We start from the raw sequence: 25232 nt of genomic DNA, 5'->3' as shown, positions 1-25232 counted from the left end.
AAACAAGAAAATCACAATATCTTTGGTAAAAATCCACCAAAAATATTGTGATTTTTTATTCATGAATAGGTTGGGTTCTAGTATAAGTATTAAATTTTGGTTTCTTCATATCAAAATTATACAATAAAAGCTATCAATCATCAATATATGCTATCAAGAATCATTGCTTTTAAATATCCTCCGATTTAAAAAATTTTCAATTATCTAATTCAGAATAAATTGGGTATAGTCAAATCCTATCAATATAATATTCAGTCTTCAATGAAATGTGCTCGATATAAATATTCAATTAATAAATACATTTAAATAGTAATAAATACAGAGGGCTATCGACTCAAGCCTGAATTTTTATTATATAAATAAAACAAAAAGACCATGAACATTTTGAGTTCATGGTCTTTGTTTTACATGTTCTTCAAAACGAGTTACGAAAGGACAACCCGCTGCACTTTCTAAACTCTCTAACCTACGGTTCCTTCCATCTCATAACCGATCAAACGGTTCAATTCAACGGCATATTCCATCGGTAATTCCTTAGTAAATGGTTCCACAAATCCCATAATAATCATTTCTGTGGCCTTTGCCTCACTCAATCCACGGGACATCAAATAGTAGAGCTGTTCCTCAGAAACTTTTGAAACTTTTGCTTCGTGTTCCATTGAAACATTACCATTCAATATCTCATTATACGGAACTGTATCAGAACTGGATTCTTCATCCATAATAATGGTATCGCACTCGACGTGTGCCTTAGAACCATCAGAATTTCTCTCAAATCTAACGGTACCACGATAATCGACAGCACCGCCATCCTTCGAGATCGATTTCGAAACAATTGATGAAGAAGTATTCTTGGCATTATGAATCATACGAGCACCGGCATCTTGATCGACACCTTTTCCGGCAACAGCAATCGATAGCATTGTACCCTTGGCACCTTCACCATCCAAGTAAACACTTGGGTATTTCATTGTGATCTTCGAGCCTAGATTACCATCGACCCATTCAACTGTGGCATTCTCCATTGCCTGAGCACGTTTTGTCTCAAGACTGTAGACATTATTCGACCAGTTCTGAATCGTCGTATAACGCACATAAGCATCCTTTTGCGAGAACACTTCAACAACCGCCGCATGCAAACTATCACTTTGATAGTTAGGAGCTGTACATCCCTCAACATATTGGATACTTGCACCTTCATCAACGATGATCAAAGTACGTTCGAATTGTCCACTATTCTCAGAATTCAATCTAAAGTATGACTGGATTGGAATATCCAAATGAACCCCTTTAGGTACATAAATGAATGATCCACCTGACCAAACAGCACTATTCAAAGCCGCAAATTTGTTGTCATTAGGATGAACTAACTTACCAAACCACTTCTTGAACAATTCTGGATATTCACGCAAGGCAGTATCAGTATCAGTAAAGATAATTCCAAACTTGGAGAATTCATCACGCATATTGTGATAGACAACTTCTGATTCATACTGTGCAGATGAACCAGCTAAGTATTGACGCTCAGCCTGTGGAACACCTAGTCGATCAAACGTATTCTTCAACTCTTCTGGAACATCGTCCCAATCACGATACTGCTTATCAGTTGCCTTCTGGTAGTAACGCATGTTCTTCAGGTCAAGCTTTGACAAGTCTGGTCCGAAGGCAGGCATTGGCATCTTCTTGTAAATTTCATAACTCTTTAGACGAAAATCAAGCATCCATTGAGGTTCATTTTTTTCCTTAGAAATAGCACGAACGACTTCTTCAGTTAGACCTCTACCAGTTGAGAAAACTGGTTTGACATCATCATGGAAGCCAAAATCATAATCATCATTCAAACCAAGATCTTGGACCGATGATACTGCCTCTTCATTATTCTTAGTATTTTCTGTTTCTGGCATCTTTTTCACTTCCTATGATTATTTGTTCAAGGCTTTGTGCAAAGCCTTCCACGCTAAAGTTGCACATTTGATCCTGGCAGGAAACTTTGAGACACCCTCTAATGTAGCGGCATCTTCCAAGACATCAGTATCAACATCGTCACCAATGATCATGCTCGAAAAAGTCTGCACCATATTTTCAGCTTGCTCAGTTGTTTTACCGATAACTGCGTCAGTCATCATACTGGCAGATGCTTGGCTGATCGTACAACCATAACCGCTAAAGGCAGCATCTTCTATTTTGCCGTCTTCAACTTTTAAATCAAGTTTCAATACATCCCCACATGTGGGATTCTTCAATTCAATATCATTGGTTTTGTCAGACAATTCACCATGATGATGAGGATTATCTGAGTGATCTAAAATAACTTGTCTATATAAATTATCCATTCTAGATAGTGCCATCTTTAAAGAACTCCTTTGTTGCAATAATTGCATCAACTAGTTTGTCAGCATCTTCTAATGAATTGTAGAAGTAGAAGCTGGCACGGGCAGTTGCGGATAATCCTAAATACGTCATCAATGGTTGGGCACAATGGTGTCCGGCACGAACAGCAACTCCCTCCATGTCAAGACCAGTTGCCAAGTCATGGGGATGCAATCCCTTAAGATTGAATGAAATAACCGCCGTGTGTTTCTTAGGATCTGTTGGTCCATAAACCTCCAAGTCATCAATTGCTAGAAGTTTTGGTAGAACGTAACTGACGATTTGTTGTTCATAGTCAGCAATCTTTTGCATGCCGACTCCGTTCAAATAATCAATCGCATATCCGAGTGAAATGGCCCCAGCAATGTTAGGTGTTCCGGCTTCAAACTTCCAAGGAAGTTCATTCCAAGTCGTTTCGTATTTTTTAACAAACTCAATCATCTCGCCACCATATTCAACTGGTGTCATTTCATTCAATAATTCTTCTTTACCATACAAAACGCCGATACCAGTTTCAGCCAGCATTTTGTGTCCTGAAAAGGCAAAAAAGTCACAATCTAAATCTTGTACATCAATTGGCATATGTGGCGTTGATTGTGCTCCGTCCACGACCATCACAGCACCATGTTTGTGTGCCAATTCAGCTAACTTCTTAACTGGACTGATCACACCCAAGACATTAGAGACGTGCGCAACTGAAACAATCTTGGTCTTATCTGTAATAAGTTCTTCAGCTTGTTTCATGTCCAACTCACCGTCATCAGTTAAGTTGATATACTTTAGTTTTGCATTTTTTTTAATTGCTAATTGTTGCCAAGGAATCAGGTTACTGTGGTGCTCCAGAATCGAAATAACAATCTCGTCACCTTCATGAACATTCTCGCCATAACTTTGGGCGATCATATTCAACGAATCAGTTGTTCCTTTGGTATAAATAATTTCTTTAGATGACTTAGCATTGATGAAGGCGCGAATCTTTTCACGCGCTGCTTCAAACATTTCCGTCGAACGTTCAGCTAATGTGTGAACTCCACGATGAACATTAGCGTTATCTTCGTAATAGAACTTTTCCATTGCCTCGATAACTGCCTTTGGTTTTTGCGTTGTTGCCGCATTATCGAGATAAACTAGGTCTTCATCGTTTACCTTTTGATGTAGGATTGGGAAATCATTGTTGTCCATTGATTAACTTCCTTTCGATCATTTGTGTCAAACGATCACGTACTTCTGCTTCAGGTATCTCAGTGATAACGCTACTCAAGAATCCTCTAATAACCAGACGCTGAGCGGTCGCTTCATCAATACCACGACTCATTAAGTAATACATTTGTTCTTCATTAACTCGTCCGACACTAGCAGCGTGTCCAGCGGTAACATCATTCTCATCGATCAATAGAATTGGATTAGCATCTCCGCGGGCATGTCTCGATAACATCAGGACACGGCTCTCTTGTTGAGCATCTGATCCACGGGCACCTTTAACAATATGTCCTACACCATTGAACGTCAGTGTTGAGGATTCTAGAATTACACCATGTTGCAAAATATGACCAATCGTGTGACGACCATAATTAGTTACTTTGGTATCAATACCTTGGACTTGTTCACCAGTTGTGATAGCAACGACCTTGGCCTCAGTATGAGAACCATCACCTAATAGGTCCGTTCCAAAATCACCGATGACATTCCCATCGTTCATGAATCCGATGGCCCAATCGATACGGGCATTGGCACCTGTGATACCACGTCTAGATAAATAACTAGTCGTTGATTCACTTAGTTGATCAAGTGCCGAATAGTGCACATGTGTATTATCTCCAGTAATAACTTCGGCAACAATATTTGCTTTGTTCTCTTCAGCGTCACCACTGGTAATGAAGTTCTCTAAGTATGTAACTTCAGAATTATCTTCAGCAACTAACAGTATATGTTGATTAAAATCACGTTTGATACTGTTGTCTTGAACAAAAGTTGCTTGAATTGAATCTTTGACTTTGACATTACGAGGAATATATAAGAAAATCCCTCCATTCATCATTGCTGCATGAATAGCCGTTAGTTTGTTGTCGTCAGCCTTAACAACTTTGGTCATATAATATTTTTGAATAAGTTCAGGATAATCTTTGATGGCTGTAAAAATATCTGTCAGTATAACGCCTTTGTCAGCCAATTCTGGTTGTAGATGAATGTCGAGAGTCTTGCCACCGGCTTGAATAATATAGTTCTTCGATGTAGCAGGTTCATAACTTGTTACGACACTAGCGGCATCGAAATCAGTTGGATGATCTAATCTCCAACTACGATAATTAATTTTTTCGTATCTCGGTAATGACAAATCTGATGACTTTTCGAGATTGTCAGTTCTAATTTTCGTGAACCAATCTGGTTCATTATTTTGGTGAGAGAATTGAACGACATCGTCCATGTATTTGTCTTGTAAACTTGGTCGCATATCCAATCCCTCCTATATTTCGTCTGTTAGTTTGACATCAAGATTTAAGTCGTCACGAATTCCAGCGTAACCTTCATCTTCTAGCTTCTTAGCAAGATCAGGACCACCACTTTGAACGATACGGCCATCCATCATGATATGTACTTGGTCAGGTACGATGTAGTTCAAGAGACGTTGGTAGTGAGTGATGATAAGTGATCCGAAGTTGTCACCACGCATTGAATTAACACCACGTGAAACAACTTTTAGGGCATCAATATCAAGTCCAGAGTCAATTTCATCAAGAATTGCGAACTTAGGTTGAATCATTAATAGTTGCAAGATTTCATTACGTTTCTTTTCACCACCAGAGAATCCTTCGTTCAAATATCTTCCTGACATTTCATCAGTCATATCTAAGATATTTTGTTTTTCATCCAACATCTTAATGAATTTTCTAACAGGAATCTGGTCATCTTTTTCACGGCGAGCGTTGATTGCTGCACGCATAAATTCAATATTAGTAACTCCAGGAATTTCAGCTGGATATTGCATTGCTAGGAACAAACCCGCACGAGCACGTTCGTCTACTGGCATATCTAGAATACTCTTGCCATCTAGTAACACATCCCCTTGAGTTACTTGGTAGGCAGAGTCACCCATGATAGCAGCTGACAAAGTTGATTTACCAGTTCCGTTAGGACCCATAATTGCGTGGATCTCACCAGTGCTCATTTTTAAATTAACGCCTTTTAGAATTTCTTGGCCTTTACCATTTTCTTCATCTGTAACTGAAACATGTAGATCTTTGACTTCTAATGTGGACATAATCTAACCTCCATTGTGATGTCTTTATTATAGTATTTTATAGGCATAATTTTAATGCCTTTTAGATATAAATTTCACTTTATATTGTAATATTTGTGAATACGCTTAACCTGCTGATGTATAAGGAAATGTCAAGGGTGATTTTTAACCTGTTTTTCAGTTGTTTCTTCACTTCTATATTACAGGAAACAAGTTAATTGTATCACGATATGCACAAAAAAAAGCTAGGTTAATCCCTAGCTTTTGGAATATTTATATAAGATTTTAATTCCTAATGTATATAAGAATTAGATCATTGTAACATCAGTTGCTTTGACCCATTCGTTTGTAGCTACGCGATACATCTTGTTGCCATTGATACGAGCGGCCTTGTCGATCTTCCATGAACTATTTGTAGCGAGTGCACGGTCATCTACCAATGTACCTTTAGAATCATAAACTTTTGTATTTGCTTTACTATTTGTTTGAACGATTTTTGACATTGGTGTGTATAGATAAGCATCTGAAGCTTTAACGTATTCGTTTGTAGCTACACGATAGTACTTAACACCATTGATATAAATCTTTTTGTCAGTGATCCAACTTGAATTGTCTGATAGAACAACATCGTCAAGCAATGTACCCTTGCTTGAATACAAGTCAGTGTATCCAGAATTTGGATATGTTGTAAGAGTACCCATGAAGTCTGAAGTATTAGGAGCAACTTCAATCGACTTGTTAGGATTATCCTTATTGATAGTCATTTGAATGTCATCAGCATTAATGAAGCTGTACCCGTCTGGAGCTGTCAATGTAACGTCGTCGCCGTCAGCACCTTCGCCAGTTGTGATACCAATGGTTCTACCTGTTTCTTGATCTAAGAATGTGATTACGTATGAAACGTTCTTCTTAGTTACATAAACAGTACGTTTGTATCCATCAGTTTTGAGAGTGAAGCCTCTATCAACAACATTTGATAATTCATAACCATCTGGTGCTGTTAGTGAAATGTATGAACCGTATGTTCCGGTTTGATCTGCATCAGTTTTTACAGTCTTACCAGTGGCTTCGTCAACATAATCTACGGTGTATTTTAGTGAGGCTGGAACAACGTCAACTGATTTAGAAATTGGTGTTGTCTTAAAATCAGTTGTGTCTACTGTATATGTTGCATCGGCTGTATTCTTAAGAGAATATCCTTCTGGTGCAGCAATTGTAATTGTTTTTGTATCCGCAGTTGAATCAAAAGTACCTGATTGATTTCCTACAATATTTCCATCAGCGTTCTTAAATGAAATTGTATAAGGAATAGCTTTCGCAACTGTTGTATCTGTAGGATTAACAACTGTTACTTTAGCATCAGTTTCTGACCAAGTCATGGCCTTGCCAGTTGAAGAATCCTTTAGTACGTTACCATTTGCATCTATAGCAGTTGCAGTATAAGTAACGTCATTATCTCCAGCCGTAGTTGTATCTATTGATCCAGTAGTTACAGCAACACTGAATTTTTGACCCTGTGAATTGCTAATAATATACGGATTAGTAGCTGCAGCTTTATCACCCATAGCGATTTGTCTGTCAGCAATTTGTGTCCAATCAGGTTCAGCGAATACATTAACTGTTCTATTAACAGTATCACCAGTTGTATAGTTGTCCTTTGGTGTATAAGCAACTGTATATGTACCAGCATCTTGAATATCGCTCGTAGACATATCTGTTAATAATGTTGCTGAATTCTTAACACCTTTAGCATCTGTTCCATTAGTTGTTGCAGCTGTCACATCTTTATTAACAACATCCTTAGCAAAGTCTGTTTGAGCAGGCGCTGTCTTAGTTGTAAAGTTCATAACTTGCGAAACATTATCCTTACCAAATGCAACGGTTGGCTTAGCATAACTATATTGAACATTAACTGTCTTAGTAGTTGTGCCACTAGTAAATGTAACTTTAGTAGCGAAACCGAACTTGTTGCTTTCAACAACGGTCATTGGAATCTGTGTAGTATCTGTTGAAGAAGTTGTGATATTCAATTCATTAGCTAAGTCAGTATTGAAGGCTGTTCCACTCTTACCGAAGATTGGAGCAACTGACATAGTTGCATTATTTTTCAAATCCGCGAATGTTGTCGCAGTTCCCTTAGTTACTGCAGTGGAAGTTGTAGCTTCTGTTAATGCTGATTTGGCAGTAATTGCTGGTGCGGTTGTTGCTTGAACTATTAAAGGGCTAGCGCCTAACACAGTACTTGAAAGCATAATACCAGTTAGAGCCAGTGTTTTGATTTTACCCATAAAATAATTCCCCCTGTTTAATTTTTTATTTGATAATTTCCTTAAAAAATAATTACACCTTCATTTTATCAATTTTTTGACAAAAATGTTGTAATTTTCTTTCAAAAATCAAGTAATTTTGAATTTTTTTAACTAAACTTTAAAAATCATATATTTATATAAAATTTTTGTTCCATGTTATTAATCAGCAAAACACCGCAATAAAAAAGAAGCACATCGTAAAATGTGCTTCCAATTAAAACTTTACAGCGTACTAGCTAGAGTCCAATCGATCTTGGTTGTATAAGTTCCGGCTACTGGTTCACCAGTCAAATTCAACAAGATACCATCATCATCTCCCCAACTATTGGCTATATTAACATTTTCAGAATCCAAGTCGTCATTTGAAGCAATTTGGGTATTACTATCCATTGAAAATAAGTTATTGCCCTTGTCAATAAATATCAAGTTTCCAGGCAATGTTGTAATATTACCCGCTATATCCTTAGTCGTCATTGATCCAGCCGAGGCTGTTAAGTTCCAAGCTGACTGGACACTGTCAACACCTAAGGTCCACTGCCCATTACGCTTAACGATTCTATGTTCAGCCGACTTATTGACAGGATTAAACCTGTAATCGGTATTGCTTTCTAGCGTAACTGATTTTGATACCCACTGCACAGTGCCTTCAACCGTGTTCGACTTACGCCCGTATAGATCTTCAGCAAAAAATTCTAAAGGATATTTTTTACCTACACCCGTTTCAATGCTGTCATTTGAAAGTTTCAAGTTTTCCAGCATGGATCTATTCAATTCATTTGTAAAATCAGCAGTAGACTGTGAGTCCACCGGATCTAATGAAATAGCAACAACATTATTATTATCTGGATTTGTCACGTAAATTAACATCGGTGTAGCTGATTGTCCAGTAGACGTAACATTAAATGATCCATCATATTTCAAAGTTGATGCAAAATTAGCCGTCGCAAGCTTTGAGATTACAGTGAGATCTGTATTATCCAGTGATAAATTCAAATTATCTTCTGGTACATTGATCGTGTAACTAGTTCTAACAGAATGACCTGCAGTATCCGTCAAAACAACATCAACAGTATTTTGACCAATTCTAAGTCCTATTGGCAATACGTTTCCACTAGAACTAGGTTGACCATTTTGGATTCGATCTACCCAATCATCGTGTGAAATCGCAGTTCCGGGTCTGTTATAGCCCACAGGAACAACATCAAAACTAAATTTTCTTGTTATATCTCCACTTTGATAACCCGTACTATAGATAACCGATTGTTTCTCTTGATCAACCGATGTATTCTCAGAATGAATCTGATACTGAATAGTTATTTGATCACCCTCAAGTGCAGAGCCATCAGTGTGATTATACGTTCCTTCCAATTTTACAGGAAGACCATCCTCTACTGTTCTGACCCTATCCTTAGGTGTAACTGCTAGCACTTTATCACCAACACGTATTTCGTAAGCAACTGTATTCGAAACATTTCCATATTTATCAGTAACTTTGACATAAAGATTATGGACGCCGTTTCCTAATGAACTAGCATTACGCAATATTGTCATGACACCCGCATTATCACTGTCAGATAAACTTCCAACTTTTTCAAATCCAGCATCATTAGACGCACTGCCATCCACTCTAGCAAATGCAGTCATTTCACTATTTTTGAAATCAGTCTTTGTATGTGCATCATCATTGGTAAAGTATGTAACCAAACCTTTCAGAGTGAAATCATCATTCGTGGCGACACTTTGTATATCGGTTCCATCAGTCGCTTCCAGATGAGGTTTGTACTCTGCATTTCTAATTGTAAAGCTCGGCGTATCCATGCTTCCTGAATATTCATCATTGGAAACCGTGGCAGTAGTAGAATCAACCACAGTTTCTGTATCAACATTATTGGCTGTCATATAATATACCAATTTAAAACTCTTCAAACGTACATTTTCAAGAATATCTGCTCCAGTATTCCCTAAATCATACTCAAAATTATACTTATACGGCGTCACACCAATATCATCCTGTGAATGAGTTGTAGTCTCGCCATTAAATGCAGTATATGTAACATCTGCTTTAACATTTCGATATGCGCTTCTGATAGTCAAATTATCAGGTTGAGAACTCTGTAATGCCAATCCTCTTAAATATTTAGTTCCGCTATCATAATTAATATTGTATTGATACTGCAGCTTGTCCCCTTCTTGAACATTATCACCATCAGTTATATATCTACTCTGTGACTCATCATAAACCTGAGCTTTATTTGTAATAATCATGTCCTGAACATCAACTGTATAGGTCAAAACATTAGAACTAATCGTATCATTAGTTAATTTTGTAGATGCCTTAACGGTTATAGTATGCACACCGTCAGTTAAACCTGTGATTGGGATCGAGAAGTTTCCAGAATCACTAAGTGTATCTTGCGTTGTTACTGGTGATTGATTATCAATCGTATAAGTATACCAAGTTGCAATTTTATCCACATCAGCTGTACTTGTCCCATACTTAATTGAACCGTTCAGATCTATTTCTTTAGTAGTCGATGAATATGTGCCGTCACCAGAAGTTTTGGTTAAAACTAAAACATCGGCTGGTTTGACAATATCAAATGTAGGTATCTCTGTATCGCCCTTGTAATTAGTCCCTTCAAAACTAGCATGACCTGCCGGAACCTTCAGACTTGTATCTGAGGTCAATTGATTTGCAGTAGTGTTCAATTCAACTCGAGCTGTCTTCCAATTAATCTCTGACGTATCCGTGACACCCATGTCATCGATATTTAAAGAAACAGACTTGCTATCAGAAGAAATACTGCTGGCATTTATCGCCACTTCCTTAGTTGTCGCCTTTTCATTGCTATTATCGATACCAGAATAATACACTGTTCCAATATTTCCATCATCGTTATTGATAGTCAAATTATCAGGGACATCTACCGTAGCAACAACATTCTTAGAAGGTTGCTTACCACTATCGTATTGCATCATGTAGTTCAGGCCAATATTATCTCCAGGGTGAACCTTAGTCGTCTCGCTCATTGCCTGTGCGTCTTCATCCATAATTGAAGTATCTGAACCAACTCTAGCATGCGTATCTTTATCGACCGCATAAGAGTTCACTTCAGCCTCAACCAAAGATGGCATGGTTTCAAAAATAACTGCATTAGTTGTATCTGTATCAGAACCAGTTGAGCCAGTGAATCCGTATCTCAAACTATTATCGGCAATACTACCAAATGCACTCATATCAACTTTTGCGGTTCCTTCAGCATAAGTGTTATCAATATGTTTCTTGATGATTTTTCCACTAGTATCTTTGTCATTATATGCATAATGGATAGTTGCATTGTTTGGATCAGCGGCAGTTGGTGGTATATATGTAATCGTCACATGCTTCCATGACTCGATTGGTGGCTTACTAGAATTATATGTGAAGTCAACATTGTTACCATTATATCCTGAATCAGTTCCAAAATTATGGTACAAAGCCATGATAGAATTACCAGTTGTTCCAGCCCCAAAATGAAACAACCCTGTTCCCTCATTATACTTCGGTGGCGTATTACTTATTTGTTTATAACTAGTCAATCTAGCAGGATAGTTCCAAGCAATATGTGAACCTCTTATAAACGTATTATCACCAGAATATGGCAACCAATCAAATGCATCTCCAGCATTTGGTAATGACGCATTAGTATTGTGCGCATTAGTACTGATATTTGATACTTTTCCACCATTAACCGTATCATCCTTTGATGAGCCGTTATTAGTGAATGTATCAAATTCCAATGCCCAACTGTTTTGAATAGCTTGAAGTTGAATTGGAGTCGTACTGTCAGTTTTTATAGGTGCATCATTATTCGTAACAAGTTTGCTACCATCTGAACCCCAAACACCCAATGACTCACCCTTATTTACTTTGTTATTCAATTTAGAAATAGCTTTGGTCCCTAGAGGATCATTCTGTAAGACAAAAGCCATACCATCGGCAGCACCCTTCGGATCACTATTTCTACCAAAATATAACCACATCGATAGTGTCTGCTTCTTACTGGTATCAATATAATTATCACCATTACTCCAAACAGAACTTGTCTCACCTTTTCCGTCGGTTAATAGCACAACATCTGTAGTGGGATTATTTGATGGTTTAGATGTTCTGGCAGAATTAGCTTCACCAGTTGTGTACGTTGCTGGATAATCAAAATAATTATCAAGTGATAATCCATAGGGTGCAGAATTTATGACATCGCCATCTATAGATGACCACGCCTTAACGTTTGTTTGTGTTGAATTAAACAAAAAGATTATCCCCATGAATACAACAAATAGCATTCCTAAGAATGTTATTCCCCCCTTATGGTTCATGTTCAATTCCTCCCTGCCTTATTTTTTCGCAATCCCCGTCACGTTATATCTAGTATATATTAAAATATTAATGTAAGCGATTCTATTTAAATAATTATTTTTTATCTAACATGATTATATTCCGTTTATTCAGCTAACAAAATAGATCAGACAACTGTTGATCAGTTATCTGGTCTATAATTTTTTAAATTTATACACTATTAGTCAAATTCCAACTTATAGTCCCACCATAAGAACCACCATTCACTGCGCTGTTCAAATCAAGTAAGATGCCATCTTCATTTGACCATTCATCACTGACATTTTTGGTTCCTGTAGTGCTTGTAGTTTGTTCATCGATAACAACCGGATCACCATCTGAATTAATATTCATGTTCTTAATATCAGATTTGTCATCCGGATCAACAAACACGACATCTCCATCAAGTACCGTTGCTTCGCCACCATTAACAGTTGAACGAACCATCTTGCTAGCCGTTCCGGTCAATACCCAAGGACTATTATAGCTATAAACACTGATGCCCCAATTGCCCTTGCGACCAACTAGTTTTTCGATTTGTGGATCAACAACGTGCTCATTGAATTGGTAATCGTCAGCCACAGACAATTGCGTATAGTTTTGAATCCTTCGAACACTATAATTAACTGTATTTGATTTTCTCAAATATGGATCTGTAACGTAATAAGAGGCATCAAAATATTCCTTATCGTTATCAAATCCTGGGAATATATTAAAACTAATTTCATCATTGACCTCATGCTCGCCGGTCACCCATGTAGTCGGACCACTTAATGTTTGTGATCTATTAAGACCGTCGACTGTCATGACTTTCCACATACGTGCCAAATCGTATCCGTAAGTGGGATTATTCTTATAATTGAATTTAGAAGGTAAGTAGAACTCTTGTCCCCTTAATGTAGTTATTTCTTCTTGACCCGTATTATCCAAAACCATATCTATATCAGGAACACTTATTTTATAATTAGTATTCCCTACGTTAGCCATTACTCCGGTATCTGTCTTTGATTGAATCCCTAAATTAACTACTAAATCATTTTCACCTACCGTTAATCCAATATTACTTTTACTACTTAATCCGATTGGTTTTATTGGAAATGTATATTTCATCTCAGTATGTTCGTCGTTCGTAAACTCATATTCAAACTGACTATTCCCCGATGCTGGCAATCCAATCCAATCCTGTGTATTACCAGTCCCATCGGTCAAGCTATAACCTGTGTTCATTTTGTTGAACTCAACCAGTTCAGAATTATCACTCAGATGTAATTTCCCAGAAATTGTTTGTATCCCATTATCATTAACCGTCCTCGTCTGTTCATCTGGTTCAATTATTAAATCAACGTTTGTAACAACAATAGTAAATTTTAATTTATTAGATGCAATAGTTTCTACACCACTAGAGGTTTGATAATTATCATCGATAACCTGAACAACTACTTCATGTGTCCCAACATCCAAATATGAACTCTCGATAGGAATCTTAAAACTGCCATTGGGAGTACCCGTATCGAACCCAAGTTGATCTTTTCCACCATCAATCGAATAATGAATATCCATATCATTATTGTCAATATCAGTCTTATTCTTGAATTTCATATCACCAGTTAATTTGGCATCCGATCCTACTTTAATATTAAATTTATCCTTAGTAGTTGAAATAGTTAGTTCATCTGCTGGTTCCACAATATCAAACTTATCCGTCTGCACATCAGAAATATAGTTCGGACCTTCAAATTTTATATGAGATGTCGGCACAGTCAACTTAGTTGATCCAGTTGAGAGCTCATTTGCGGTGGCATTCAGCTCTAGCTTAACTGAAGTCCAATCTGTACTGTTTTTATTATCGAGTGTTAATAGATCATAGGTTAATTTTCCATTTGAAATATCAGCAGTCGTTAAAGCAATTTCTTTTGTAGTACTGCCATCGGCACTAGTGTACGTGGCCTTGCCGATTACATCAGTGTCTGAGGAACCAAATGTGACATTCTCAGGTAAATCAATAGCTGCCACAATACCTTCAGCGGATTTTTTACCACTTTGATAATTCAATAAATATTTAAAAGTTAAATCATCCTTTGGATGAACCTTTGTCGTTACTGCAAGTTTTTCATCATCACCATCAAATGCTGGCGTACTGGCGCCAATTCTTGATTTTGTCGTGTCATCGACAACATAAGCACTTGGCTCCGCCTGAACAATTGCTGGAATAGTCTCAAAAACAAGTGCCTCTGTGGCGGGATCTTTATCCCCCGCAGCACTTGTGAATCCATAACGAAGTTTGTTGCTATCACCTAGCTGAAACTCACTCGTATCAAGGTCGATCGTATTACTATATGGCTTTTGTCCAGTAGCTGTAGGAGTATCAGGATTTCTGATACCAGAATCTACACCTTTCAAATTGATACTGTACTTAAGTCTTGCGATTCCACCCTTTTGAGCTGGAGGATTATACTCAATCAACATATGATGCCAAGAATCGATCGGCGTTGCTAGCGACGAAAAATATATTTGTTCGGAGTCTTTATGACGCATCTGATAAGTATATCTAGACGAAGTCGTATCAATGTGATTATATGAATCGGTTCTACCTGGATAATTCCAGGCCAAATGTTGATAACCATACGAAACTGAATTATTTTCTATTATTTGATATGTATCAAACGAATTCCCTATTGTCGCTTTGCTTACTTCATCATACTTATATCCGTTTTGATTTGATTGCGTGTCAAACTCAAGTGCCCAACTTTTCTGAATTGCTGAACTTGCAATTGCAGACAAACTGGATTTGTTAGGCGTATCACTCCCCCAGACACCCATCGATTGACCACCAGCAATACTGCCACTTTTACCAACAGCGATGGCATCGGCACCTGAGTTTTGCAAAACAAATGCCGTCCCCTGTGGATAACTATATGAATCACCAAAATATATCCAAAATGATAATGTTTGTTTTTGTGTAATATCCAAATAATTATCATTATCGTTGTTACTCCAAAGGGAACTAGTAACACCTGTTGTACCATTATCAGACATACGCAAAATTGGATAAATACTAGGATCATTCCTATCTTTCATAGCGGTCGGCATAAATCCAACATATTTGCCCCTGACGAATAGAGCATCATCAGAATCTAAATCTTTTAAATCAATTCCTGATGGGGCAACTGCCATTGACTCTTCATCCGAATAATATGCCTCTACCGAAGTAGTTCGTACAAAAAATAAACCTACAAGAAATGAAACTGAGAATACTAAGAGTGCTATAATTCTTCTCTTCCCCAACATAATATGCCCTCCTAAAATATATTTATGCCACAAATTTAGTAAAAGTGTGTATTATCTTGTTTAGACACATTATTACATATACATCTCGTAAATTGGTTTCGTTTATTGTAAGAAATTTTATCGTAATATAAAAATATCTATGAAAACGTATACTTAAATACAATTAAAAGAAGCCAAGCTCACTGCGAGTTTGGCTTCTTTTAATTTATTCGACACTATCAACTAAATTCCAATTAATCTTGCCTCTGTATGAACCAGCGGGAGCATTGGCATTCAATTGTAATAGGATACCTTTATTTGGTTCCCAACCATTAGAAATCCCATGCTTACCAGTCGTATCAGTATCATTTTCACTTAATTCAACTGGGTCAGTCATAGATTCGACATTTCCTGTTGTGGGATCAACATAAACTAATTCTCCATCTAAAGTTAGATTATTATTGGGATCACTTGTCGTCAATGAGCTTGCATCTGCGGTTAATTTGTATTGTGAATCGACCGTGTCAACGTCAATAGCCCAGTCATTCGTTCTATGAACTAATCGTTTTTCCGGACTTTGATTCAATGCTCCGAATGAATAACTATTGTTATAAGTTATACTTGCAGATTTATAATTCATTTTCAAGGTATAGGTTTGCTTGTTTGAAACACGTCCATAAGGATCGGTCGCCTGAACAACGATCGTATGTGTTGGCGAGCTATTATCCTTATCAATTCCAAGTTCTGCACGTGTGAAGTCTTGTGTGAAATCATACGAAGTCATACTTGTGCTACTTGTTTGCGTTGGAAATTTAACCGAATTATTATCGACCGTCATACTCCAACTTAGATCAGATGGTTTGAAATTCTCTTTTCCATCGTATTTTACATTGATCGGTAAACTAATAGTGTTGTCTGTTGCATCGACGGTTATATTACCATCGGTCCCATCACCGTAGGATAGAGCTGGATTTATATCCTGCACATTTATAACAAACTTCAACGTGTTAGATACATGACCACCAGGATCAGTAATAGTTACATTAATAGTATTCTCACCTACTCTTAAGCCGGCGGTACTATCGTCAGCTGCTTTATTCATATTAAAGTGAATAATGTCTTTACTACCACTTTCCCCCATTTGAAGTGAATCAGCTTTACCAGATACAACCTGTCCACTATTATAATTGGGATTAGAAACTGTGTAGTTTACGATTGGATCACTACCACCTTCAAGACTCGATCCATCGTTATGACCAATTGTTATGCTTGGCATTGCCACACTGGTATTATTCAAAACTGTGATAGGTGACATATCTGCGGTCGCTACTAAAGCAATCGTTTTTAGATTGACTGTATAATGGATTTTCTTAGAAGCTATAGTTTCAATATTTCCAGATGCATTTTTATAGTTGGTATACACGACTTGAACGGTTATATCATTTGTACCAACTTTTAAATCAGATCCATTAATAGGAACTGAAAATTTAGTAGGATCAGTGCTATCGCCGTGACCAAGAACATCCGCTCCGCCGTTGATGGAGTAGTGAATATCATAATCCTCAGTATTAGTGATGGCCTTACCACTTGCGAATGACAAATGACCATTCAAATTAGCCGTTCCATTTGTATAAATAGTCTGTGGATCTGGATCGTCTTTGGTGATATTCAATGTATCTGATGGCTGTACAATATTGAACGCATATGTTTGCGCATCAGAAATATAATTAGTTCCTGTGAAATTAACATGTGATACTGGAACTTTCAGTGAAGTGGATTCACTAGGTATATCGTTTGCAGTTCCATCTAGTTCAATTTTTACAGCAACCCAATCAGTATCATTGGTATCATCAAGATCTTCAACATCATATGTTAGTGTCGATCCAGAAACATCACTAGCCATCAATGACTCATTTTTGGTAGATTTTCCATCTTTACTTACATACGTAACTTTACCAATCGAAGTACCATCCGATGAGCCAAAAGTGACGTTATCTGGTAAATTCAAAGTTGCAACAACACTTTTTGCTGGTTGTTTACCACTTTCATACTTAATACCGTATTTGAACTTCAAGTCATCACCAGGATGAACACTAGCAGTCGTTGGCAGAGCTTGATCTTCATCTTCAATGTAATTTGGATAAGTATCTGAAGTATCCGTATCAATTCTAGATTCAGATGTTTTGTCAATTGCATATGCAGTTGACTGTGCTTGAACAATTGCAGGGATCGATTCAAATACTACCCAAGTACTTCCAGGAGATCTTGTACCTGTTGAAGATGTGAAACCAAAGCGCAACTTATCACTATCCCCAAGTTTAAATACAGAAGTATGCAAATCAGGAATATTTTCATATACTGGATTCTGTCCAGTTGGAGCACCATTATTGGGATTAGTTTTATGACCATTAGCATCTTTAGTATTAAACGAATATTTCAAGATGGCATCACCACCCTTTGTTGCTGGGGGCGTGTAATCGATCATTACATGGTGCCATCCCGATGCAGCTGAGCTTAATCCAGTTAATTCTAGATTTTCAGCATTATTGTGTGTTAACTGAAATATTCCCTTACTAGCACTTGAAATTAATCTATATGAATTAGGATCACCTGAATAATTCCATCCTGTATGCTGATCACCTAAAGATCTACCATTATAACCATTACTGTCCTCACCAAAATACGTATCAAAAGAGCTTCCTAAACTGGCAGTCCCTCTATCAACGAGTTCCTTAGGGCCATCACGAAAATTATCAAATTCTAGGGCCCAACTATTTTGAATAGCTGAAGCAGCAATTGCAGTAGCGTTTTTATTTGCACTTGAGTTCACACCCCAGACTCCCAGAGTCTGGCCACCAACAATACCAGAACTATCAGCAGAAATAGCATTTGTAGCATTCTTATCATTTTGCAGTACAAAAGCCATACCATCTGTATTGCTACTTGAATCACCAAGATAAACCCAGAACGATAAATCTTGTTTTTTTGTAACATCAATATAATTACCAGCATTAAGGTTACTCCAAGCACTCGTCACGGCACCAGATGAACCACCAAGCTTAAGAACCGATGCATTACCATTATTATCGTTAATTACAGTAGGAGTGAAGCCTGTACTTCTACCTCCAACAAATAATGACGTAGACGGATCCGTTAAATTATTAAGAACAATTCCTGTTGGGGCTACTCCCATAGCATCACTGTCATAATATCCGTTCCAGGCTTTTACGACGTTTGTATGTCCAAAAAATAACCCTATCGTCAACAAAAATGAGAATAAGAATAGAAACATTACTTTCCCTTTTCTCAACATAATTAGCCCCCCTAATTTGACTTATGCCACAGATTCAAGAAATGTGTGTATTAACTAATATGGATATTATGCCATATATATCGTTTTAACATAGCTCAATTATTGTAAGAATTTTTGTTTAGATATAATTATTTAAATAATATATATATATAATGGCTATAATTTTGCAAAATAAAAACTTTGGACTTACCCGAGGGCAAATCCAAAGTTTGTCATTTTATTTAATTAACACTATCAGTCAAAATCCAATTTATCTTACCACTATAAGATCCAGCTAGTGCATTTGGATCTACTTGTAATAAAATACCTTGATCAGATTTCCAACCGCTAGAGATACCGTAATTACCAGTCGTATCAGAGTCATTCTCACCCAATGTAACTGGATCGGTCATTGGTTTATTAGTACCAGTATTGGGATCAACATAGATCAATCCTCCGGCTAAGGTTTGATTATTATTTGAATCATTTGTCGTCAATGAACTAGCATCAGCCGTTAACAGATATGGTGAATCAACTGTTTTGACTCCAATATCCCAGTCACTAGTTCTCTTGATGACTCGAGCTTCTGGACTTTGATTAAATTCTCCGAATGAATAACTATTGTCATAAGTTATACTTGCGGAACTATAAACCATTTTTAGGGTATAAGTTTGTTCATTCGAGACACGCCCATAAGGATCGGTTGCTTTGATTACAATCGTATGCGTTGGTGAAGTGCTATCCTTATCAATTCCGAGTTCCGCTCTTGTGAAGCTCTTAGTGAAATCATATGAAGTTGTATTCGTACTGCTGTCTAGTTTTGAAAAACTAACGGCTTTTTTATCAACCGTCATACTCCAAGTTAAATCAGACGGCTTGAACTCTGTCGTACCATCATAAGCTACAGTAATTGGTAAGCTAACACTATCATCCGTAGCAACGACGGTTATATTACCATCGGTCCCATCACCATATGATAGAGCTGGATTTATATCCTGGACATTTATAACAAACTTCAATGTGTTAGATACATGGCCACCAGGATCAGTAATAGTTACATTAATAGTATTCTCACCTACTCTTAAGCCAGCGGTACTATCATCAACTGCTTTATTCATATTAAAGTAAATAGTGTCTTGACTACCACTTTGCCCTATTTGAAGTGAATCAGCTTCACCAGATACAGCCTGTCCACTATTATAATTAGAATTAGAAACGGTATAGTTTACGGTTGGATCACTACCATCTTCAAGACTCGATCCATCGTTATGACCAATTGTTATACCCGGCATTGCCACACTGGTATTATTCAAAACTGTGATAGGTGACGTATCTGCGGTCGCTACTAAAGAAACAGCTTTGACATTAACTGTATATGTTAACTTATTAGATGAAATCACATCTTTGGTTCCATCTGAAGAAACATAACTACTATCCACAACTTGTACATCAATTGTGTGTTTGCCTTCAACAGTACTACTGAATGGAATTGTAAAGTTACCATTAGCACTAGCAGTATCCTTGAAATCAACAGCTTTACCACCGTCAATGGAATAATAAATATCCATATCATTATTGTCGATCGTACTTTGATTCTTGAATTTCATATTACCAGTTAGATTGATCGTCTTCCCATCATACGAAGTTGCTGGATCGACAGAAGTTTTGGCAATCGTCAAAGTATCTTGCGGTTCTTGAATATTGAACGTTGGTGTTTGCGTATCTGTCTTATAATTTGTACTCTCCAAACTAGCGTGTGAAGTATCAACGGTCAATGCTGAAGTAGCATCTGGAACTTCATTGGCTTTGGCATTAAGTTCGATTTTTGCAGTTGGTAAAGTCGTGCTTAAGCCATTTTTCAGTTTGAAGGTTAACTGTTTTCCATCAGTGCTGATTGCTGAAGCAGGAATGTTTTCGGAACTATTATCTGAATATACAACTTTACCAACATAATCATTATCATCTTTACTAATCGTAATATTAGACGGTATCCCCACAACTGCGGTTATAGGATTCATACTTTGCTTACCTGAATTATAACGGAGCATATAATTGAATTGTAAATCATCATTGGGGTGAACCGAAGTTGCATCATTGTAACTTTTATCGGTATCATCCATTACATCAGTACTTGAACTTATTTTGGTTTTATTAGTTTTATCAACTACATAGGCATTCGCATCAGCATCAACAATAGAGGGAATTGTTTCAAAAACAACTGTGTTTGTTTCTGTTTGATTGCCATCGGCACCATTAGCCCCAGTAAATCCAAACCGAAGAGGATCACCTTTTTTTAGACCAAGATTTGAAAGACTCAAATTCAAATTCTTCTTAGATACCTCATGTTGGCCAGTATCAGTACTATTACGGTAACCAGCTAGGGTTTTATCGTTGTAAGTATAAGTTAATTTTGCATTATTTGGATCTGAATCCGTTGGTGGTGTATAAGAAATAACCATATGGTGCCAAGCTCATTCAGGAGTTGCTGCAGGTGATAAAGTTAACTCTTCAAGATCATTATGTAGCATTTCATAATAATTAGTCTTGACAGTAGTAGGCATACTAATGATCCCAACATTTTTCCATATAGTTTTTGTAACTGATCCAATATTAGCATATGTAGTTGCTAGCCCTGGATATGCCCAGGCAATATGCTGATCATTAATACCTCTATTCGAAGGAAGCTGATAACTGTCAAGTGACTCCCCTGGTCCATTACCGGTATTATTAGTAATATCGTCATAGTTTTTAGAGCCCTCAACATTAGAATCGAATTCCAACGCCCAACTATTTTGGATAGCAGAATCGGCTACATCTTGAGTAGTATCCTTATTAGTCAGATCACTACCCCAAACACCGATAGTTTCACCACCGGCAATCTCATCACCGTTTTTAGAAATCGCTAAAGGACCTCTAGAGTCGTTTTGCAATACAAAAGCCATTCCTTCAGAGTGTTCAAGCGAGTATCCAAAATATAGCCAAACGGACAAGGTTTGCTTTTTACCAGTGTCAATGTAGTTATCCTTAGAAGTATTACTCCATACAGACGTTACTTCATTAGTCTGACCAGCTTGTGTCAGTTGAAGAGCAGTCCCATCAATCGAAGCATCATTGCCAGTAGTATGTGCTCCATCTATAAATAAAGAATCACTTCCTAAATCACCTAGAGGTAATCCATACGGAGCATATGCCATGGCGTCAGAATCACTGTAGTAACCAGCTTTAACGTTCGTAGTATTAATATTGATTAATGTTAAAAAAACTATTATTGAAGTAGCAACAAATAAACCTAATTTTTTCAAAATTATCCCCTCACAATTAACTACTCTTTCACCATCTATTATGACACGTTCATTTGTCTATACAAGTCAGATAAAGAAAAAATTATTTATGAAATATAAATTTGAAAATAAAAAGTCCTCGCATTTACGTAGTAAATGTGAGGATTCTTTAAACTATACTCAGAAGCTAAACGTGTTTTGTTACGCTCTCTAAATATTATCTTAATTAGTATCAATACTATCTGTTAAAGTCCAATCGATCTGTCCAGTATAAGTACCAGCAGATGTATCAGGTTGAACATTCAATAAAATTCCGGTGTTCTTAGTCCAATCACTCGTTACATCAGTAGTTACAGTATCATCACTAACCGTGGAATCGGAATCGATCAAAACTGGATTATCTTCAAGTGAATACTCATTTGTATTCGTCCGATAAACCATTTCACCAGTGATCGGCAATCCTGTACTGCTATTCATTAAGGCGGTAGATTGTGCTGTAAGGCTCCAAGCGGTCTTAGCACTTGTAACCTTCAGATCCCAATTACCGGTCCGTTGAATCAGCTTGCTCTCGGCCGATTGATTAGTCGTTTGAAAACTATATGACTTATTGCTTTCTAGTGAAAGCACTTTGGTTGTAACATTAATCGTTATCGTATAAACTGCTGATTTTCTTCCATCTAAGTCTTCGGCATAGATCACAAGTGTATGTTTACCAACACCAAGACTACTACCAGTTATTACATCCGAGGAATCATATGAAGTTATATCACCCGAACTAGATGTCTTTGGCATATCATACAGTGGCGTTTTATCATCAACTTGATAAGCAACCTTCGCAGATCCTGGATCATATTCCGAATTATCATCATAACTCATTGTCCCACTGAAGGTTATAGAATCTTCAGGTGAAATAGTATAACTAGTCTGATTATTCGAAGTCAACATCAACTTCTTATCCTCAACTGTCACATTATAAGTTATGTGATTAGACATCAGATGCATCGCGTCAGATACATAAACTTCAACGGTATGCTTACCGACACCCAAAGTGTCAGCATCATACTTCAAAGCATAATCAGCAGTTGTCGCTGTGGAATCAACCGAAAGAGTTGAATCTGCTTGTTGTACTCCGTCAACAAGTGTATGAACAGTTAGACTATTGCTGCCAAAAGTTGAGCCTTTATCATAACTGATCGTACCAGCCATACTAACACTACTACCAAGTTTTGCTGTCTTAGTTAAATCATCGCTATTCTTGATTTTTAAAGTATCATTGACTGGATTAATTGTGAACTTAGGACTCATAACGTCACCCGTATAATGGCTACTGTCATAAGACGTATGTGCCTGATCGACAGTCGTAGCCTTTGCCGTAGTGTTGTCACCGATGTCAGCTTTGCCATATAGATGAACTTTTGCGATAGAGTTTGTACTACTCATGCTGTTTAACGTTAGATTAATTGTGCCATCAGAGTTAAGATCTGTGGCCTTGATTTTTTGAGTAGTACCTGAATATTCAATCTCACCAATGTTACCATCACTATCAGCAGTGAAATCAACATTCTTCGGCACATTGATTTTTGTAGTAATATCACCAGTTTCTGCCAAGCCTGAATTATAAATTAAATTATAATCAAATCTCAAACTGTCACCATTATTAACATTGTGATCTTCATCTGGATATCTATCACCATCAGGAATATCACGCTCCTGAGTCGAATCATAAAGATTAGTTGTAGCTGAAATATCAGCAACAGCTGGGATCGATTCAAAAATGACAGCATTGGTTGTTGCAGTACTTTCACTAGAACTGGTAATACCCCAACGGACCTTTGTTTGACCAGCTGCTAAACCTAATTTACCTAAATCAAGATCAATTATCTTATGGGTACCACTGTCGGCACCATCACCTCTTTGATCCCATTGACTATAAGGCTTAACCGTACCATCGTAATCCTTATCATCGAAGATATATTGTAAGTGTGCCGTTGTACTGCCAGAATCTGGAGCAGTGTACTTGATCGTAACATGATGCCAAGCATTCTGAGTAGTATTCGTAATATCATCTGAACCAGCCAAATAAGTATTAGGAATTGGATTGTTATGATTCATGCCATAATACATCCAGATTGTACCGATATTGGGAATATATGTATTTGCTTCACCAGGATAATTCCAAGCAATATGTGGTCCTTTAACTTGTAGAGTATTTGAAGAATCTTTAGCAGCATCAAAATAACTATCTGTCTTACTTCCACTTAATAATAAACCATCAGCCGCGGTAGTATTCATAAAACTATCAAATTCAACCGCGATGCTGTTTTTGATAGCACCACTGGCAATAGCTGTATTAGTGGATACTATATCAGTGCCTGATCCATCTCCACCCCAAACTCCCAGCGTCTCTCCACCAATTGGTTTTCTGATAGTTCCTCCAAAAAGACTGGATGAACTTGTTGCATATGTTGATATAGCGTTAGCTCCACGAGCATCATTTTGAATGACAAACGCCATTCCATCTCCAGATGTGCCTTCTTTACCACTGAAATACATCCACATTGAAAATGTTTGATTCTTTGTAACATCAAAATAATTATAATCTTTGCCATTAGCATCCGTCATCTTGCCCCAGACAGATCCTAGTTGACTCGATCCATTAGTCATTTCAATCAAATCAGTTGGACTAGTGCTACCCTTAGTAATTACCTGAGCTGAATTAGCTATAGTCTTACTTGTATCATAGGTATAACTCGATGGATATTCAAAGTAATCACTCAAGTCCATACCAACTGGCGCAGCTTTCAAAACATCTGATACATCAGGAACTGTAGAAGCCCTCGCCTCAGTTGAATCTGAAAGTATACTAAATAAACCTATTAACAATGTAACAAATATCCCCAAGTATATTTGTGAACGTCGTATCCTCATTATTAACACCGCCTCAACCAGTTCGAAATCATTCCCCAAAAAATCATGCGAACTGGCGTTAAAGTTGTAATATCGATTATCTTATCATAATAATTAAAATATATTTCTATTATTAGAAAAAATAATGTTACATATATATTACTATTTAATATAAAAAAGATGCAACTTA

Annotated in this window: 12 protein-coding genes; all 12 read right to left on the bottom strand. The window is 37.2% G+C overall.

The genetic code is table 11. The features are described 5' to 3' along the window. Positions 1-461 precede the first annotated feature (461 nt). Positions 462-1904: a Fe-S cluster assembly protein SufB gene (gene sufB / locus EKM68_RS09850; RefSeq protein WP_125590273.1), complete on the bottom strand. Its 1443-nt coding sequence runs from the start codon at positions 1902-1904 to the stop codon at positions 462-464. An 18-nt stretch (positions 1905-1922) separates the two neighbouring features. Further along, positions 1923-2348: a Fe-S cluster assembly sulfur transfer protein SufU gene (gene sufU / locus EKM68_RS09845; RefSeq protein WP_125590271.1), complete on the bottom strand. Its 426-nt coding sequence runs from the start codon at positions 2346-2348 to the stop codon at positions 1923-1925. Further along, positions 2335-3552: a cysteine desulfurase gene (locus EKM68_RS09840; RefSeq protein ID WP_125590268.1), complete on the bottom strand. Its 1218-nt coding sequence runs from the start codon at positions 3550-3552 to the stop codon at positions 2335-2337. The genes sufU and EKM68_RS09840 overlap by 14 nt, the downstream gene beginning before the upstream one ends. Beyond that, positions 3539-4822, bottom strand: coding sequence for a Fe-S cluster assembly protein SufD (gene sufD / locus EKM68_RS09835; RefSeq protein ID WP_125590266.1), 1284 nt, complete (start codon positions 4820-4822; stop codon positions 3539-3541). The genes EKM68_RS09840 and sufD overlap by 14 nt, the downstream gene beginning before the upstream one ends. Positions 4823-4834: 12 nt before the next feature. Further along, positions 4835-5629 (bottom strand): Fe-S cluster assembly ATPase SufC, encoded by a 795-nt coding sequence (sufC, locus tag EKM68_RS09830; RefSeq protein ID WP_125590264.1) that lies wholly within the window; start codon positions 5627-5629, stop codon positions 4835-4837. Positions 5630-5916: 287 nt separating this feature from the next. Further along, positions 5917-7896: an SLAP domain-containing protein gene (locus tag EKM68_RS09825; protein WP_125590262.1), complete on the bottom strand. Its 1980-nt coding sequence runs from the start codon at positions 7894-7896 to the stop codon at positions 5917-5919. A 243-nt stretch (positions 7897-8139) separates the two neighbouring features. Beyond that, positions 8140-12276, bottom strand: a complete 4137-nt coding sequence (locus EKM68_RS09820) for a hypothetical protein (protein WP_125590260.1) — start codon at positions 12274-12276, stop codon at positions 8140-8142. A gap of 190 nt (positions 12277-12466) precedes the next feature. After that, on the bottom strand, positions 12467-15583 hold the full coding sequence (locus EKM68_RS09815) for a hypothetical protein (RefSeq protein WP_125590258.1): 3117 nt from the start codon (positions 15581-15583) through the stop codon (positions 12467-12469). Positions 15584-15788: 205 nt separating this feature from the next. Then, complete coding sequence (locus tag EKM68_RS09810) at positions 15789-18875, bottom strand: hypothetical protein (RefSeq protein WP_125590256.1); 3087 nt, start codon at positions 18873-18875, stop codon at positions 15789-15791. A gap of 221 nt (positions 18876-19096) precedes the next feature. After that, a complete protein-coding gene (locus tag EKM68_RS09805; RefSeq protein ID WP_125590255.1) occupies positions 19097-21313 on the bottom strand; it encodes a Rad2 family DNA repair protein in 2217 nt (738 codons plus the stop codon). A 12-nt stretch (positions 21314-21325) separates the two neighbouring features. Continuing rightward, positions 21326-22156: an L-type lectin family protein gene (locus EKM68_RS09800; RefSeq protein ID WP_125590253.1), complete on the bottom strand. Its 831-nt coding sequence runs from the start codon at positions 22154-22156 to the stop codon at positions 21326-21328. A gap of 201 nt (positions 22157-22357) precedes the next feature. Then, a complete protein-coding gene (locus EKM68_RS09795) occupies positions 22358-25063 on the bottom strand; it encodes an L-type lectin family protein (protein ID WP_125590251.1) in 2706 nt (901 codons plus the stop codon). Between the last annotated feature and the right edge of the window lie 169 nt (positions 25064-25232).

Source organism: Companilactobacillus jidongensis (assembly GCF_003946575.1).
Classification (GTDB): domain Bacteria; phylum Bacillota; class Bacilli; order Lactobacillales; family Lactobacillaceae; genus Companilactobacillus; species Companilactobacillus jidongensis.
Note: the sequence above shows the minus strand (reverse complement) of the source record. Positions and strands in the feature narration are given on the sequence as shown.

What these genes read in the sequence shown, in the direction of transcription:
- EKM68_RS09810 (WP_125590256.1), bottom strand. Translation starts at nt 18,875, where the DNA reads ATGTTGAGAAAAGGGAAAGTAATGTTTCTATTCTTATTCTCATTTTTG.
- EKM68_RS09820 (WP_125590260.1), bottom strand. Translation starts at nt 12,276, where the DNA reads ATGAACCATAAGGGGGGAATAACATTCTTAGGAATGCTATTTGTTGTA.
- EKM68_RS09795 (WP_125590251.1), bottom strand. Translation starts at nt 25,063, where the DNA reads ATGAGGATACGACGTTCACAAATATACTTGGGGATATTTGTTACATTG.
- EKM68_RS09805 (WP_125590255.1), bottom strand. Translation starts at nt 21,313, where the DNA reads ATGGTTATTTCTTATACACCACCAACGGATTCAGATCCAAATAATGCA.
- EKM68_RS09825 (WP_125590262.1), bottom strand. Translation starts at nt 7,896, where the DNA reads ATGGGTAAAATCAAAACACTGGCTCTAACTGGTATTATGCTTTCAAGT.
- sufC (WP_125590264.1), bottom strand. Translation starts at nt 5,629, where the DNA reads ATGTCCACATTAGAAGTCAAAGATCTACATGTTTCAGTTACAGATGAA.
- sufB (WP_125590273.1), bottom strand. Translation starts at nt 1,904, where the DNA reads ATGCCAGAAACAGAAAATACTAAGAATAATGAAGAGGCAGTATCATCG.
- sufU (WP_125590271.1), bottom strand. Translation starts at nt 2,348, where the DNA reads ATGGCACTATCTAGAATGGATAATTTATATAGACAAGTTATTTTAGAT.
- sufD (WP_125590266.1), bottom strand. Translation starts at nt 4,822, where the DNA reads ATGCGACCAAGTTTACAAGACAAATACATGGACGATGTCGTTCAATTC.
- EKM68_RS09840 (WP_125590268.1), bottom strand. Translation starts at nt 3,552, where the DNA reads ATGGACAACAATGATTTCCCAATCCTACATCAAAAGGTAAACGATGAA.
- EKM68_RS09815 (WP_125590258.1), bottom strand. Translation starts at nt 15,583, where the DNA reads ATGTTGGGGAAGAGAAGAATTATAGCACTCTTAGTATTCTCAGTTTCA.